Source organism: Flavihumibacter rivuli, from assembly GCF_018595685.2.
In the GTDB taxonomy this organism is placed as follows: Bacteria; Bacteroidota; Bacteroidia; order Chitinophagales; family Chitinophagaceae; genus Flavihumibacter; species Flavihumibacter rivuli.
In genome coordinates, this window is sequence record NZ_CP092334.1 from 178,019 (window position 1) to 193,612 (window position 15,594).

Annotated in this window: 16 protein-coding genes; 12 read left to right on the forward strand and 4 right to left on the reverse strand. The window is 47.7% G+C overall.

Going from position 1 to position 15,594, the window contains the following annotated elements; genetic code table 11:
* The first annotated feature begins 8 nt into the window (after nt 1-8).
* The 5 genes from KJS94_RS00765 to pyrF all read left to right on the forward strand — a co-directional run bounded on the left by KJS94_RS00765 (nt 9) and on the right by pyrF (nt 4,593).
* Nucleotides 9-656: an FMN-binding negative transcriptional regulator gene (locus tag KJS94_RS00765; protein WP_214446851.1), complete on the forward strand. Its 648-nt coding sequence runs from the start codon at nt 9-11 to the stop codon at nt 654-656.
* Between the two features lie 74 nt (nt 657-730).
* Nucleotides 731-1,564 carry a glycerophosphodiester phosphodiesterase family protein gene (locus KJS94_RS00770; RefSeq protein ID WP_239804237.1) on the forward strand — a complete coding sequence of 278 codons (834 nt, stop codon included), beginning with the start codon at nt 731-733 and terminating at the stop codon, nt 1,562-1,564.
* A gap of 75 nt (nt 1,565-1,639) precedes the next feature.
* Entirely contained in the window at nt 1,640-2,425 is a 786-nt protein-coding gene (locus KJS94_RS00775) for an SDR family oxidoreductase (RefSeq protein WP_214446853.1), read from the forward strand.
* Between the two features lie 33 nt (nt 2,426-2,458).
* Complete coding sequence (gene kynU, locus KJS94_RS00780) at nt 2,459-3,730, forward strand: kynureninase (protein WP_214446854.1); 1,272 nt, start codon at nt 2,459-2,461, stop codon at nt 3,728-3,730.
* 62 nt (nt 3,731-3,792) lie between these two features.
* Nucleotides 3,793-4,593, forward strand: coding sequence for an orotidine-5'-phosphate decarboxylase (pyrF, locus tag KJS94_RS00785; protein WP_214446855.1), 801 nt, complete (start codon nt 3,793-3,795; stop codon nt 4,591-4,593).
* Between the two features lie 38 nt (nt 4,594-4,631).
* On the opposite strand, the gene KJS94_RS00790 is transcribed toward pyrF, so the two are convergent.
* Nucleotides 4,632-5,051: a YciI family protein gene (locus KJS94_RS00790; RefSeq protein WP_214446856.1), complete on the reverse strand. Its 420-nt coding sequence runs from the start codon at nt 5,049-5,051 to the stop codon at nt 4,632-4,634.
* 119 nt (nt 5,052-5,170) lie between these two features.
* Here KJS94_RS00790 and KJS94_RS00795 point away from each other — a divergent pair, with 119 nt between their 5' ends.
* The 4 genes from KJS94_RS00795 to KJS94_RS00810 all read left to right on the forward strand — a co-directional run bounded on the left by KJS94_RS00795 (nt 5,171) and on the right by KJS94_RS00810 (nt 8,023).
* A complete protein-coding gene (locus KJS94_RS00795) occupies nt 5,171-6,349 on the forward strand; it encodes an acyl-CoA dehydrogenase family protein (protein WP_214446857.1) in 1,179 nt (392 codons plus the stop codon).
* 141 nt (nt 6,350-6,490) lie between these two features.
* Nucleotides 6,491-6,997 (forward strand): shikimate kinase, encoded by a 507-nt coding sequence (locus KJS94_RS00800; protein ID WP_214446858.1) that lies wholly within the window; start codon nt 6,491-6,493, stop codon nt 6,995-6,997.
* A gap of 10 nt (nt 6,998-7,007) precedes the next feature.
* Nucleotides 7,008-7,376 carry a DUF423 domain-containing protein gene (locus KJS94_RS00805; RefSeq protein ID WP_239804238.1) on the forward strand — a complete coding sequence of 123 codons (369 nt, stop codon included), beginning with the start codon at nt 7,008-7,010 and terminating at the stop codon, nt 7,374-7,376.
* Nucleotides 7,373-8,023, forward strand: a complete 651-nt coding sequence (locus tag KJS94_RS00810) for a Dph6-related ATP pyrophosphatase (protein WP_214446860.1) — start codon at nt 7,373-7,375, stop codon at nt 8,021-8,023. The genes KJS94_RS00805 and KJS94_RS00810 overlap by 4 nt, the downstream gene beginning before the upstream one ends.
* Here KJS94_RS00810 and KJS94_RS00815 read toward each other — a convergent pair.
* The gene (locus tag KJS94_RS00815; RefSeq protein WP_214446861.1) at nt 8,015-9,952 is read right to left on the reverse strand and encodes a sensor histidine kinase; all 1,938 of its coding nucleotides are present in this window, start codon (nt 9,950-9,952) and stop codon (nt 8,015-8,017) included. The genes KJS94_RS00810 and KJS94_RS00815 overlap by 9 nt on opposite strands.
* A 118-nt stretch (nt 9,953-10,070) precedes the next feature.
* Here KJS94_RS00815 and KJS94_RS00820 point away from each other — a divergent pair, with 118 nt between their 5' ends.
* Nucleotides 10,071-12,638: an FtsK/SpoIIIE family DNA translocase gene (locus KJS94_RS00820; RefSeq protein ID WP_214446862.1), complete on the forward strand. Its 2,568-nt coding sequence runs from the start codon at nt 10,071-10,073 to the stop codon at nt 12,636-12,638.
* Between the two features lie 102 nt (nt 12,639-12,740).
* Nucleotides 12,741-13,394: an outer membrane lipoprotein periplasmic chaperone LolA1 gene (gene lolA1 / locus KJS94_RS00825; protein ID WP_239804239.1), complete on the forward strand. Its 654-nt coding sequence runs from the start codon at nt 12,741-12,743 to the stop codon at nt 13,392-13,394.
* Nucleotides 13,395-13,436: 42 nt separating this feature from the next.
* Here lolA1 and KJS94_RS00830 read toward each other — a convergent pair whose 3' ends face one another.
* Both KJS94_RS00830 and KJS94_RS00835 read right to left on the reverse strand, forming a co-directional pair.
* On the reverse strand, nt 13,437-14,423 hold the full coding sequence (locus tag KJS94_RS00830; RefSeq protein WP_214446863.1) for an AraC family transcriptional regulator: 987 nt from the start codon (nt 14,421-14,423) through the stop codon (nt 13,437-13,439).
* Nucleotides 14,424-14,450: 27 nt separating this feature from the next.
* A complete protein-coding gene (locus KJS94_RS00835) occupies nt 14,451-15,023 on the reverse strand; it encodes a UbiX family flavin prenyltransferase (protein WP_214446864.1) in 573 nt (190 codons plus the stop codon).
* 37 nt (nt 15,024-15,060) lie between these two features.
* Here KJS94_RS00835 and KJS94_RS00840 point away from each other — a divergent pair, with 37 nt between their 5' ends.
* Nucleotides 15,061-15,585, forward strand: coding sequence for a thioredoxin family protein (locus KJS94_RS00840; RefSeq protein ID WP_214446865.1), 525 nt, complete (start codon nt 15,061-15,063; stop codon nt 15,583-15,585).
* Nucleotides 15,586-15,594: the final 9 nt, after the last annotated feature.

Consider the following 15,594-nt stretch of genomic DNA (forward strand, 5'->3'; position numbering starts at 1 on the left):
TTTACTTCATGTACAATATCAGATATTTCAAAGCCGGGGACCAGCAGGAAGTGATCGAGTTCATGAAGGCCCATCCTTTTGTGATCCTTTGCGGGGTGGATGTAGAGGGTTTTCCTGTGGCTACCCATATTCCTGTACTATTGGAGGAAAGGGATGGCAAACTATTCATTACCGGGCACCTGATGCGCAAACAGGACCATACTAACGCGTTTGCTACACATAGCGAGGTGCTGGTGATCTTTTCCGGTCCCCATGCCTATATCAGTGCAAGCTGGTATTCCGATCCCCGTGTGGCCAGCACATGGAATTACCAGGCTGTCCATGCTAAAGGGCAGTTGCAATTCCTGGATGACCACAAGCTCTACGAGATGCTGGTAAAACTTACAGGACATTTTGAAAAGGATCCCAACTCCCCTTCACAGGTGAAGGAAATGAGCGAGGAATACATCAATTCCAATATGAGCGCAATCATAGCTTTTGAGGTGGAGGTAAAGGAACTGAAGCATGTATTCAAACTCTCACAAAATCATAGCGAGTCCAATTATAAAAGTATCATTCAGCACCTGGAGGCGGGTACAGATGAGGAAAAGGCTGTGGCAAGGGTAATGGCTGAAAGAAAAGATAATGTATATTCACCAGAGGATCCCATTACCTGATCCCTACCAGCTATATGTATTCCCGTTTCCTCGCAGCCTGTATTTTACTGGCTTCCTGCAATGGCGTTAATCGTATGAACAAGACTGTTAGTTTGCCCGCTTTTGATAAGGAGGGGCATCGGGGGTGCAGGGGGTTAATGCCCGAGAATACCATTCCGGCCATGCTGAAAGCCCTTGACCTCGGGGTGACCACCCTGGAGATGGACGCGGTTGTAACTGCAGATGGTAAGGTAATATTGTCGCACGAGCCTTTTTTTAACCATGAGATCAGTACGCGACCCGATGGGGTGCCGGTGACCGAGAAGGATGAAAAGTTGCTGAATATCTACCGGATGGATTATGCCACAACATTATTGTTTGATGTAGGCATGAAGCCCCATCCACGGTTTCCCAGGCAGGAAAGGCAGCCGGCCGTAAAGCCTTTGCTGGCAGATGTGATTACAGCAGCTGAACGGCATGCTGCCGGTAATAATCGCCCCCTCCCTTTCTACAATATTGAAACCAAATCACAGCCTGCAACGGATTCTGTTTTTCACCCGGCGCCCGGGCCTTTTGTAGACCTGATCATGGACGTGGTTAAAGAGAAAGGCGTTGCCGGTAGGGTGATCATCCAATCTTTCGACTTCAGGACCTTAAAGGTTGTCCACCAGAAATATCCATCTATCAGGACTGCAGCTTTGATTGAACCTTTCGATAAAAGGACATTGCAACAGGTGATCGATGAACTGGGCTTCAAGCCTTCTATTTACAGCCCTAATTACATATTGGTAAACGAGGCATTGGTAAGCCAGTGTAAGTCCTTAGGGATAAAGCTTATCCCATGGACTGTTAATGATAAGTCCGGAATTGAGCGCTTAATGAAGTTGGGAGTTGATGGGATCATTACCGATTACCCCGATCTTTTTTAGCCCGGTCCTTCCTTAGGCTGCCGGGTGATCTTTCTGTAATAACAATTTCAGTAGGTTCGCAGGTAAATTATTGATATGGACCTTTCATTAAAGGGAAAGAATGCGCTTGTTTGTGGAAGTACCCAGGGTATTGGCCTGGCTATTGCCGAAGAGCTTGCGTTGCTGGGTGCCAATTGCATTTTACTGGCCAGGAATGAAGCCCGCCTGAAGGAAGTGGTTGCCTCCCTCCCAAGACCGGAGGGGCAAGCGCATGGGTATGCCGTAGCTGATTTTTCTGTTGTGAATGAGGTGAAGGAGGTAGTGGAACGGATCGCCGGCGAGAGGGTGGTCCATATTTTGATCAACAATACCGGTGGCCCTAAGGCTGGTCCCATCATAGATGCGGAAGTGGTTGCCTTTGAAGCCGCATTCAGGCAGCATATTGTGGTGAACCATCTCCTGGTGCAGGCCCTGGCCCCTGGTATGAAGAAGGATCGCTATGGTCGCATCATCAATATTATCTCAACCTCCGTAAAGATTCCCCTGAACAACCTTGGGGTTTCCAATACCATCAGGGGGGCGGTGGCTTCATGGGCCAAGACAATGGCCAATGAATTGGCTGCAGATGGCATAACAGTGAACAATGTGCTGCCCGGTTTTACCTCCACGGCAAGATTGGAAAGCCTGATCGGTTATAATGCTGCAAACCGGGGTTGGTCAGAAGAAGAACAAGCCAGGGCAATGGCAGCTGAAGTACCGGCCAAACGCTTTGGTACCCCAAATGAAATTGCTGCAGTAGCTGCCTTCCTTGCGAGTCCAGCCGCAGCCTATGTTAACGGAACGTCCATACCGGTTGATGGAGGAAGGACAGGTTCCATCTGATGGATCTTAGAACAGAAAAATTGCTTGCATTATATGGAGAATAGTTTGGAATATGCCCGGTCGCTTGACCAGGCTGATGTGCTTAAGGATTACAGGGACGCTTTTATCATCCCAGTGGAGGAAGGGAAAGAACAATTGTATTTCCTGGGCAATTCCCTGGGGTTGCAACCCAGGCGTACGGCGGGTTATTTGCAGCGTATCCTTGACCAATGGTCGAGATATGGGGTAGAGAGCTTTTTCATGGGCGAAGACCCCTGGATGCATTACCATGACCACCTGATCAGGCCATTGTCCAGAATAGTTGGGGCATTGCCATCCGAGGTAACGGTCATGAACCAGCTCACCGTTAACCTGCACCTGATTATGGTGAGTTTCTATCGGCCGGAGGGAAAAAGAAACAAGATCATTTGCGAGGCAAAGGCATTTCCCAGTGATCAGTACATGCTGGAAACCCATGTAAGGAGCCATGGACTGGATCCTGAGCAGGTGATCGTAGAAGTGGCGCCAAGGGAAGGGGAACATACCATCAGGCATGAAGATATTGTAGAAGCCATTGACAGGCATAAGGAGGAACTTGCCCTAGTGCTATGGGGAGGGTTGAACTATTATACAGGACAGGTTTTCGATATGGCCTCTATTACGGATGCGGCGCATAAGGCAGGTGCCAGGGTTGGGTTTGACCTTGCCCATGCGGCCGGTAATATTGCACTTGACCTGCATGCCTGGGAGGTGGACTTCGCCTGCTGGTGCAGTTACAAATACCTGAATTCCGGGCCGGGTGCCGTGGGCGGAGCCTATGTCCATGAACGATTCCATAAGGATCCCACCTTGAACCGCTTCGCGGGTTGGTGGGGCTACGATAAAACTACCCGATTCAAGATGGAAAAGGGCTTCCGCCCTATTGCGAGTGCCGAAGGATGGCAATTGAGTACCCCATCCCTTTTGTTGTATGCCGCCCATAGGGCATCCCTTGAAATCTTTGAAGAGGCTGGCATGGATAGACTGGTGGAGAAAGGCCAGGCATTGAGCGATTACCTGCTGTTCCTATTGGATGAGGTGAATAGGCGTTCCGGCAACAGGCAGGTTGAGGTCATTACTCCCAGGTGGCGAAGTGAAAAAGGTTGCCAGGTGTCGATGCTGATGCACAGCAGGGGAAGGGAGGTTTTTGATGCCCTGTCAAGGGAAGGCATATTTGCTGACTGGAGGGAGCCCAATGTGATACGTGTAGCGGCAGTGCCCCTGTACAACAGGTTTGAGGAGGTTTGGCATTTTGCTACTATCCTGGATAAGGTGCTGAATGGGTAAGGGTATTAATAGTGGTTCCGCCAGGGGGATGCATTTTGCCTTAACTAACTTATTTTCGCGCCATGAATAGACAAGCACTGGTTGAACAGATCAGGAAAAAGGGTTCCTATCTCTGTGTAGGCCTGGATACTGATCCTTCCAAAATCCCTGCCCATCTTCAGCAACACCCGGACGGGATCTTCGAATTCAATAAGGCCATCATTGATGCTACGCTCGACCATTGTGTAAGCTACAAGATCAATACTGCCTTTTATGAGGCGATGGGTTTGAAGGGATGGGAAATAATGGAGCGAACAGTAAATTATATTCCTTCTACACACCTGAAGATCGCTGATGCCAAACGCGGTGATATTGGTAATACATCATCCCAATATGCCAAGGCCTTCTTTGAAACACTTCCCTTTGATGCCATTACTGTGGCGCCATACATGGGAGCGGATAGTGTAATGCCTTTCCTGGAATACAAGGACAAATGGACGATTGTATTGGGACTGACCTCCAACAGTGGATCAAAGGATTTTGAGCTACAGAAGATGGGGGAGGATTACCTCTATGAGAAGGTCCTGAAAACTGTGGCTTCCTGGGGATCACCAGAGAACCTCATGTTTGTGGTTGGGGCAACTCAAGCAGAAGAGTTTGTAAATATCCGTAAGATATTGCCTGACCACTTTTACCTGGTGCCGGGTGTAGGTGCACAGGGGGGAAGCCTTAAGGATATCTCTGAGAAGGCCATGAATGCGGATGCCGGTATCCTGGTGAATGCCAGCAGGGCGATCATCTATGCATCAGCAAAAGAAGATTTCGCCACTGAAGCCAAAGTGATTGCCCAACAATACCAGTTTGAAATGGGGCAATACTTGTAAAGCCTTTTAATACTTATTGACAAGGGGTGATCTTCGGGTCAGCCCTTGTCTTTTTTGGGGATACCCGGGGTGAAACTTCCACTGGGTTCGGTCCACCAGCTTTTAATAATGTAGTTCAGTCTGCCGGAACTGATGGCCGGATCTGTTTGGAGTAGCTGCTCAACCTCCTGTTTGGTCGGACAATCAAAGATGAACAGACCCTGCCAGTCACCCGATTCCCCAAATGGACCAGCCACTTTTAGTTTGCCTTCAAAATAGAGCTTGTCCATATTGGACATATGGCCGGCCTGGATCTTTGCTGCAGTGGCAGAGTCCTGGTTGCGGTTGGGGCCTTTGACCAGCATCACAAACCAGTATTGCCTGATGTTCATGGGTGGCTTTTTAGCAGAGCCATCTTGTGCATACGAGGGGAGGGAATACAGCAATGCAGCGGCAGCTACAATTAATAAGCTTTTCATGTTGGTGGGTTGGGTTCTTTTAAAGTTAAGGTAATTCTGAATTTTACCGTTTAGCCGGTAACATTTGGGGGCCAAGCAGCGCCTTTTTATTACATTAGCGCATCTTAAAATTGTTTGCCATGGCCCAGGACTTATTTCAATCGCCTGACTATTTTAATCTAGACGAACTACTCACTGAAGAGCACCTGATGATACGAGATGCGGTGCGTAACTATGTAAAGCAAGAGATCTCTCCGATCATTGAATCCTATGCACAGAAAGCCGAGTTTCCGCAACATATCGTAAAGCAACTGGGAGACCTGGGTTGCTTCGGACCAACTGTTCCGGCAGAATACGGGGGTGGCGGACTGGATTATATTTCCTACGGTTTAATGATGCAGGAATTAGAGCGTGGGGATAGTGGCGTTCGATCTACCGCTTCGGTACAGGGTTCGCTGGTAATGTTCCCCATCTATGAATTTGGAAGTGAAGACCAGCGCAGGAAATATTTGCCTAAACTGGCAAGTGGCGAATGGTTGGGATGTTTTGGCCTTACAGAGCCCAACCATGGAAGTAATCCAGCCGGCATGCTAACCAATATCAAGGATGCGGGTGATCATGTGATATTGAATGGAGCAAAAATGTGGATCAGTAATGCCCCTTATGCACAGGTCGCTGTAGTATGGGCCAGGGATGAGGCAGGTGATATCAGGGGGGTGATCGTTGAAAGGGGCATGGAAGGGTTTTCAACCCCAACTACCCATAATAAATGGAGCCTGAGGGCATCGGCAACAGGTGAACTGGTGTTCGATAATGTGAAAGTGCCTAAAGAGAATATCCTGCCCAACGTTAAAGGTTTGAAAGGGCCATTAAGCTGCCTCACCAAGGCGAGGTTTGGTATTGCCTGGGGCACCATCGGGGCGGCAATGGATTGTTATGATACAGCCCTTCGTTATTCAAAGGAAAGGATCCAGTTCGATAAGCCGATCGGCGCTTTCCAGTTGCAACAAAAGAAGCTTGCTGAAATGATCACGGAGATCACCAAGGCGCAACTGCTGAACTGGAGGGTAGCCGTTTTGATGAACGAAGGAAAAGCAACGCCACAGCAGGTGAGTATGGCGAAACGAAATGGATGTGAGGTGGCCGCCAATATATGTCGTGATGCACGACAGATGCTGGGTGGCATGGGCATTACAGGCGAATATCCTGTGATGCGCCATATGATGAACCTGGAAAGTGTGATCACTTATGAAGGAACCCATGATATCCACCTGTTGATCACTGGTATGGATATCACCGGCTTCAATGCCTTCAAATAACATACTGTTTTTGTTGTGGTGAGGTGCCGCCGGGAAACTGGTTGGCGCCTTTCTTGTTTTATTACCCATGCTGCCCGATGGTTGCAGAAAGAGGCGTCTATCAACAACCAGCAAGCCACTTCAATTGCCTAAATTTGTATTATGAGGATATACCTGATCGGATTTATGGGGAGTGGAAAGTCGCATTGGGGGACACGTTTGGCAGAGCGGCTGGGTGTGCCTTTTTTTGACCTCGACGATGTGATCGTCAGGCAGGAGGGTAAAGCCATAACCGAAATATTTGCTGAAAATGGCGAAGAATATTTCAGGTTGTTGGAGAAGAATGTACTTGAGTCCTTAAGTGAGGTCAATGAAGAGGTGATCATCTCCTGCGGAGGGGGAACACCGTGTTTTTATGGCAATATTGATTACATGAGGGAGAAGGGTAAGGTGGTATGGCTGAATACTGATTCCAACACCCTGGTGGCGCGCCTGCTGAAGGAAAAAATGAAGCGTCCCCTGTTGCGCCAGATACCTGATGAAGAGCTTAAGGCATTCATTGTTAAAAAACTCCACGACAGGAAATTGTATTATGAACAGGCACATATTACGGTGCCTGAGGATCAACTGAATCTTGAACAATTAATTGAGGCGATCAATCATGCATAAATCCATTCTAATGACGGCCTCCCTCCTGGGGGCCCTTGCTGTTATCCTTGGCGCATTTGGGGCACATGGACTGAAGAAACTGGTGCCACCTGAAACAGTGACGACTTTTGAAACCGGTGTGCGCTATCATTTCTATCATGTCTTTGCATTGCTTGCTGTAGGCGTGCTCTACCAATACTTCCCCAATGCACAGATGGTTTGGGCAGGAAGGCTGTTCATGATCGGTATAGCACTGTTTTCGGGTTCTTTATACTTGCTCACCATGCTGAAAGCTACCAATACGGTTGGACTGTCTGGTATTGGCATTATCACACCTATCGGCGGATTGTTCCTGGTAGCCGGATGGTTGTTCCTTTTCCTAAGCCTGCTGAAGAAATGAAGGGTAAGATAGCCTGCTCATGGAGTGGTGGCAAGGATAGCTGTTTTGCCCTGATGAAAGCAATGGAAGCCGGTTATGAACCTGTGGTCCTGGTCAATATGATGAATGAAACCGGTCAAAGGTCCAGGTCTCACGGTCTTCCCCAAACGATTTTATCCAGGCAGGCGGCTGCCCTTGGGATCCCTTTAATTACACGAAATGCATCATGGGCAGACTACCAAGCACTTTTTGTGGATGCCTTGAAAGAGGCAAAGGAATCATTCGGTGCTGAGAAAGTGGTTTTTGGGGATATAGATTTGCAGGAACACCGGGATTGGGAAGAAATGGTTTGCGCGGCAGCAGGATTGAATGCAATGTTACCATTGTGGCAAAAGGACAGGTTATTATTGGTCAGGCAGATGCTTGCCGGCGGAATTCAAACAATCATAGTTTCCTGCAATGAACAAATGGGGTCGCCCTACCTGGGAAAGGTGCTGGATCTTGCGCTGGTAGAGGAATTAGCGGCTCAGGGTGTCGATCCTTGTGGGGAGAATGGAGAATTCCATACCATGGTAATTGATACTCCGATCTTCAAGAATAGGATCGGTTTTTCTGCAGGAGCTCCTGTTGCCCATGGGAACTATTGGTTCCTGGATGGATTAGGCTAAAGGGACAGTCAGGGTGACCACAGTTCCCTTGTAGTTCCTGATGGAAAAGGAGCCATTGATGTCTTCCATCCGTTTTTTCATATTGGAAAGTCCGTTACTGAAATCCCTGATAGTGTCCTTGTTCAGGCCAACGCCATTGTCATGGATACTGATCTCCATATCCTGCCGGATGTGGAAACTGATGGTCACATGAGTGGCGCCGGAGTGTTTAACAATGTTATTCAGGGATTCTTTTATGCACAGGAAGATATTCCTCCTTTTCTCCCCGCTCAGTTCAATCGTAGGGATGGTTTCCGGGTATTCAAAATCGCATTTGATGTCCGTGTTGTCCAGGAATTCAAGGGCATAGGACCTTGTATAAGCGATCAGGTTATCAACCGTATCATTTGAGCTTTTCATGGTCCAGATGATGGTGTTCATCTTGGTGATGAGCTCATTGGCAGAGTTGGAGATCTTTTCAATTTCAGGAACTGTATTCTCCTTTAGTTTGGCCTTTGCCAGTTCGCTCATAAGCCTGATGGCAGTAACACCCGAACCAAGTTCATCATGCATATCGGCAGAGATCCTGTTCCTTTCATCCTGTTTGGCTGCCAGGATCTCCATTTTTGTTTCCATGGCTGTCTTTTCCTTCTCAAGTATCAGGCGTTCGCGTTCCCGAACACTTGCGGTGATATCTGTCTTGTTTTTGATGGAAAGTGCAATCAGGAAGAAGATCAGCTCAAAAACGATCCCCATCTCATACCAGAAAAGGGAATCATTGATCAGGGAGGTGAGGTCGGGACGGAACCGCTGGGTAGAGTTGATCAGGTAAAGGGAAAGCAGGCCTCCCAGGAATAGGAAACTATGGCCAATAGCCAGGTAACGCAAGGTTGGGCTTCGTTTGATAATAGAGTACACAATGAAAAATACCGTGCTGGCTGACCAAAGGTATTTGGTGTCGTTTTCCACCATGTTCTGGAACTGGAAATTGGCTGAAAAAAAGTTGAAATAGGTGAAAAGGATCATGGCAATGACGGTTAGGACCTGGCAGATCAGCAATACTTTATTCAGGATGCTAAAATCCCTGGTGGCATTGGTAAACTTCCTTAAGAACATAAAGTAGAAGAGGGTCCCGGAACATTGCAGGATAAAATCAAAATAGCTTTCAAAGAAGAAATTTGCCAGGGTTGGCCTATGGTAGAGATAGGCCTTCAAAAAGAACATAATACCGAGCAGGGAAGCATAACCTGTGTAATAGAGGAAGTCGAGGTTTTGGTTGGCATAAAAGGCTGCCAGGGAATAGAAGATCATCATGAGCAACAGCCCGCAGATCAGGTAGGTGATGATCGAGTTCAGCTTCCTTTCATTTTGCAAATCCTCCAGTAAGGCGTTGAGGTAAAAATCCCTGGACAATGTAGGGTTGAGGGTATTGGTCGTGGTTTTGATAAATTCCAGTTCTGTGATATAGGTTGCAGTTTCGCCTGCCTTTAACTCAAGTTTTTTGACCACATTTGAGTGTACATCCCTGTTGGAAGTTGTCCCTGATACCAGCTCAAACCGTTCTTTAACGGGGTTGAATTTGAAAAGGTTAATAGTGTTGAAATAAAAACCAGGTAAGAAGTATGTGGTGATGGCGGAGTCTGTGTCGTTCTCTACCGTGAACTGGAGGAAGCAATCCTTGCTTACGTATTTGGGGTCCAGTTTCCGGGTAAGGGAAACCGGGATCGGCCTTAATGCGGGAAGGCTGTGCAGGTGTTCTTCCTCTACCTGGTTGGCCGTATCTATGAATAAGCCTGTCTTTTCCGTGATTTTTTCAGACAACTTTATTTGGCTGAGTTTAATGGTATCAAGTCCGGGCTGTGCCCAAAGTTTTGGTGAAGGCAGCAGCCAAAATGCCGTTATGGCCAATAGGTGGAAAAACAGGCAGGCAAGGTTGAAATTACGGCGCATAGGTCTGGGGAAGAACATAGTCGATCTCCAAAATACAATTTCTTTTGCACAGCCGTAGGAATGCTTTTATTTTGGCCCCTACAGGCCTTCCTGCAAGGCGTATTGTATATTTGTAAATATGGCAAATAAGCTGAAATCCAGGAAAAAACCAGCTGCTGATCCGGACCAGTTGCAACCCGAGAAAGAGGAGACCGTGGAGGTAAAGTCACTGGTCAAGGATGAGCGTACCCATAAGATCGCTGGTGCATTGTTGTTGCTGCTTTCTGTTTTCCTTTTCATAGCCTTCACTTCATACCTTTTTACCTGGGAAGAAGACCAGGACAAGGTTTTCAGGGGAACAGGGGATTTCCTGTTTGGGGAAGATATCAGGGTGGCCAACCTGCTGGGCAGGTTGGGAGCCTGGGTGTCGCATTTTTTCTTCTACAAGGCATTTGGGCTGGCCTCTTATTTCCTCTGCAGTTTCTTTTTTGTGGCAGGGGTAAATTTCCTGTTCGAACGTAAGGTCTTCAAGTTGTCGAGGAATATCCGCTACGTGATGGTAGGTTTGATCTATTTCAGTGTGGCCCTGGCCTTTGTTTTTGGTGAGAGCGGTTTCCCATGGGGTGGCGGCTTCGGGAATGTGGTTAGTAATTGGTTGTCCCGGTTCCTGGGTTCAGTGGGAACTGCAGCCTTGATAATGGTTGGCGGCCTGGCTTATTTCATCTGGCGATTCAACCCGGTGTTCAAAGTACCGCAATTGCCCAAGCGTGAGAAACAGGCGGAGGTGGAAGCGGAAAGTGAAGAACAAGAAGAACCTGATGAAAAGGAGGGTGCTAAATTGTTTGTAGAAGAACCGGTTAAGAAGAATGGATTGAAAAAAGAAGGAGGCGTGGTTGTTCTTCCCCCGCAACCAAGGACTCCCGAGCCGGAGTTCCAGGTAGTGGAGAAGGAAGTAGAAGCCCATGAAGAACCAACCCTTTTAATAGAGGAGGAAATGGAAGAAGAAGAGGAGCAGGAAGTAGTGAATGTTCTTCCCCCAAGGGAGCAGACAGCGCCTGTAATGGCGACGGTTGTAGCAACACCTCCGCCTTCACAGCCCACTGTTCCTGTTGTCCCGCCAAGTGATATCGAACTTGAGATCAAAGTAGTGGAAGAACCGTCTGATACCGGGGAAGAAGGAGGTGCACTTGAGGAACTTCCACCCTACGAACCTACACTTGACCTGCGCGATTACAAATACCCGGGTTTGAATCTGCTGGAAACCCATGGCAGTGAAAAGATCGTCCAGGACCCTGCTGAACTGGAAGCCAACAAGAACCAGATCATCAATACCCTTAAGAATTACGATATCCAGATCCAGAAAATCAGTGCTACGGTTGGTCCTACTGTGACCCTTTATGAGATCGTGCCGGCTGCAGGGGTTAGGATATCCAGGATCAAGAACCTTGAGGATGATATTGCACTCAGCCTGGCGGCCCTGGGGATCAGGATCATTGCCCCCATCCCCGGTAAGGGTACCATTGGTATTGAAGTGCCCAATGTGAAGAAGACCGTGGTGAGTATGAAGACCCTCCTGAGTTCTGAGAAATTCCAGCACAGCAACTATAGCCTGCCCATTGCAGTTGGTAAGAAGATCGATAATGAGAATTTCATTGTAGACCTGGCAGCCATGCCCCACTTGCTAATGGCCGGTGCCACTGGTCAGGGTAAATCGGTTGGGTTGAATGCGATATTGGTATCCTTGCTGTACAAGAAGCATCCCTCCCAATTGAAGTTTGTGCTGGTAGATCCCAAGAAGGTGGAATTGAGTTTATACCGGACCATTGAAAGGCATTTCCTTGCAAAGCTCCCCGGCGAGGAAGAAGCGATCATCACCGATACCAAGAAAGTGATCAATACACTGAATGCATTGTGTATTGAAATGGATAACCGTTATGACCTCCTGAAGGAAGCCGGTACAAGGAATATCAAGGAGTACAATGAAAAGTTCATCAGGAGGAAATTGAATCCCCAGAAGGGACACCAATACCTTCCGTTTATTGTATTGGTGATTGATGAGTTTGCCGACCTGATCATGACCGCCGGCAAGGAAGTGGAGATGCCGATCGCCCGACTTGCCCAGTTGGCACGTGCCGTGGGAATTCACCTGATCATTGCTACCCAGAGGCCTTCTGTAAACATTATTACCGGTACCATTAAGGCCAACTTCCCAGCCAGGATAGCATTCAAGGTCTCTTCCAAGATCGATTCCAGGACCATTCTCGATGCCGGTGGAGCGGAACAGCTGATCGGTAAGGGTGACATGCTGATCTCTTATAATGGGGAGCTGACCCGCTTACAGTGTGCATTTGTGGATACGCCGGAGGTTGAGGCAGTTACGGACTTCATTGGTGACCAGCGCGGGTATCCACAGGCCTTCCTCCTGCCAGAATATGTAGATGAGAAGGATTTGGAGGGGAAGGATTTTGACCTGATCAATGACCGGGATCCTCTCTTTGAAGAAGCAGCGCGCGTTATTGTGCAGAACCAGGTTGGCTCAACTTCCTTATTACAAAGAAGGATGAAACTCGGATACAATAGGGCCGGAAGGTTGATGGACCAACTGGAAGCGGCAGGAGTGGTAGGTCCCAACCTGGGCAGTAAGGCCAGGGAGGTGTTGATGAAAACGGAAGCGGAACTGGAAAGCTATCTTTCCGGGCTAGCTTAGGGAAATGTTAAGGTTTGGGAGCCGATTAATCTTGTCGGGCAACCCAAAGTCATAGAGATGCATCTAATTTGAATATCTTTGCACGCGTTGAAAAAAATAAGCATGAAGAAAACTTTAGGCATTCTGGCATTAGTAGCAGGCTCATTAATGGCCGGTTCAGTTAGCGCACAAAGTGATCCCGCGGCCAAGGCTGTGCTGGATGGTGTTAGTGCCAAATTCAAGACCTTTTCTGCCGTTCAGTCCAGCTTTACCCTGCAGGTTGAAGATGGCAAGGGTAAGGTACAAGGGGTTAAGAAGGGAACGGTGTATATGAAAGGCACCAAATACAGGGTGTCCATTACAGGCCAGGAGATCTTTTGTGACGGGAAGAATATCTGGACTTATGATAAGGCAGCCAATGAAGTGACCATTACCAAGTTCGACCCCAGCCAGAACACCATTACCCCCCAAAAGCTATTCACGAACTTCTACGATAAGGACTTCCTGTATAAGTTAAACGGCGAAAAGAAAGTGGCGGGCAAGGTGATCCAGGAAATAGAGATGACCCCTATTGATAAGTCCAAGGCTTTCCATAAGGTATATGTATACGTGGATAAGGCATCAAAGACCATTTACAGTACCAAGGTGCTTGAAAAGAATGGTAATAAGTACACCTATACTGTTAACAGCCTGAACGGTAAGGCGCAGGTAGCCGATAGCCAGTTTGTGTTCGATAAGAAAAAGTACCCTGGTGTGGAGGAAGTGGACCTTCGGTAATTTGATCAGAAACGCTTTGAAAGCTCCATTTGGGGCTTTTTTTTATGCCCTGATCTCACTGGGAAGGATGTTGAATTCCTTCTTGAAAGCAGCCGCAAAATTGCTGAGGTTGGAATAACCCAACTGAAGGCCAACTTCCTTGACCGTGAATTCTCCGCTCAGCAACATTTCCCTGGCAACACTCATGCGTTGACGCTGGTAATAGGCATAGATGCTGGTGCCATATACTTCCTTGAATAGCTTTTTAAGTTTGGCAGAACTCATAGCTGCTTCCTGCGCCAGTTGGTCTATGGTAGGAGGACGGGAGTGGATATCGCGGGTTAGCAATGATTCCACATGCATCAATTGGTGGACATCATGCTTCGAGATTTTGGGGCCGGCCATAAGGGTCTTGCTTTTTTCATAGAGCCTGCTGAAGAAGCGTTCGATCAGGAGCATGATCCTGTTTTGGACAGTGGCGATCCAGAGTGGCCCCTGGTTGTCGGAGTGCAGGATGTCATTGAAATAACGCCTGTACTCATTATCTATCGGTTCAATGGTATAGCTTCCTGTCCTCAGGCTCAGGTAGGTGGATAATACTTCTTCAGGGTCGGCAATGCCTAGATGGTTGGCCATCCATTCTTTATTGAAGATGATATTGATGCCTTTGAAAGAAGATCCTTTCTTGGCCAGGTACGAAACATCGAAAAGCGTTGTGGTCAGGTAAACACCAGCGTGGTATTCATTCCTGGTCTTAAGTTCCTCCCCATCGATCTTAAGGGTGAGCTCGTCAGTGATCTTGATGTCTTCATACCTGAGTACATAATACTCTTCAGGTATCCTTTTCCTTTTGTAATAGAAATTATCGTTGATGGTATAATTTGAAATACTGGCCTGCAGGTTATTGGGGAGGTCAATGAATTGCATGTAGCCGCTTGCAGTATCCTCGGGGAAGTTCACCCTATTGTTCTCCAATTTGACATGCAGTGCCCGGGCTAATTCTTTGGCTATTTCGTTGTAGTTATAAGACTGGTATTCGAAATTAAACACTTGATGAGTATTTGTAATACAAGGTAATCAAATTTGCTCATTGCTGCCCCATCTATACGTGCTGATCCTGAGGCCGGCAAGGTCTATTACCCTGTCCACAACAGTTGAAGCGAGTTCCTCAAAATTTTTCGGGTTGCTGTAGAAGGATGGGGAAGCAGGACAGATTATGCCGCCTGCAAGGGTCACGGTTTCCATATTGCGGATATGCATCAGGTTATAAGGGGTGTCCCTGATCACGCAAATAAGCTTCCTTCTTTCTTTCAGGATAACATCAGCAGCCCTTGTGATGAGGTCATTTGAAATGCCACCGGCAATGCGGCCAAGTGTGCCCATAGAGCAGGGAACAATGATCATGGTGTTGAACTGCCCTGACCCGGAGGCAAAGGGGGCGAAAAAGTCATTTTTGTCATAAAATTTTACAGCTTCGAGCTGCTGGTAATCCTTGTTTCCCAACTCCGTTTCCCACACGTCCTGCGCATTGTCTGTCATTACCACTGCTAACTCCTGCCATTGGTCCCTGATGGCTACTAATTTTTTCAGGAGTACCTGGGCATAAATGGAGCCGCTTGCGCCGGTTACCGCAACTACAATCTTCTGCATGCTATTTGATTATATTTGATGACAAACAAAATTAACCATGCTTCGGTTTACCACCATCACCCTATTAATAGCCTCATTGTTCTTTACCTGTGCCCAGAAACCAACGGAGAAGGGTATACGCTGGATGACCCTGGGGGAGGTGGAGACTGTTTGGAATGCCAATCCAAGGCCAGTGTTGATCGATTTGTATACGGACTGGTGCGGCTGGTGCAAGGTAATGGATAAAAGAACCTATGCCAATGGAAAGGTTGCTGCCTACCTGCAGGATAAGTTTTATCCAATCAAGCTGAATGCCGAGACCAGGGATGCTGTTAAATGGATGGGGAAAGAGTATGCATTCAATAAAGGCTATAATACGAATGAAATAGCCCTTTACCTTACCAGGGGACAGTTGTCCTATCCGACCACGGTAATTATCCCAGCTCCCGGGGAAGAACCACAGGCTATTCCCGGCTTCCTGAATCCCAGTGAAATAGAACCGATCCTCAAATATTTTGGTGAAGGGGCGTACAAAACCATGGCCTTCCCGGACTACCATAAGAAGTTCAAAGGAGCGTGGTAAAATTTACAG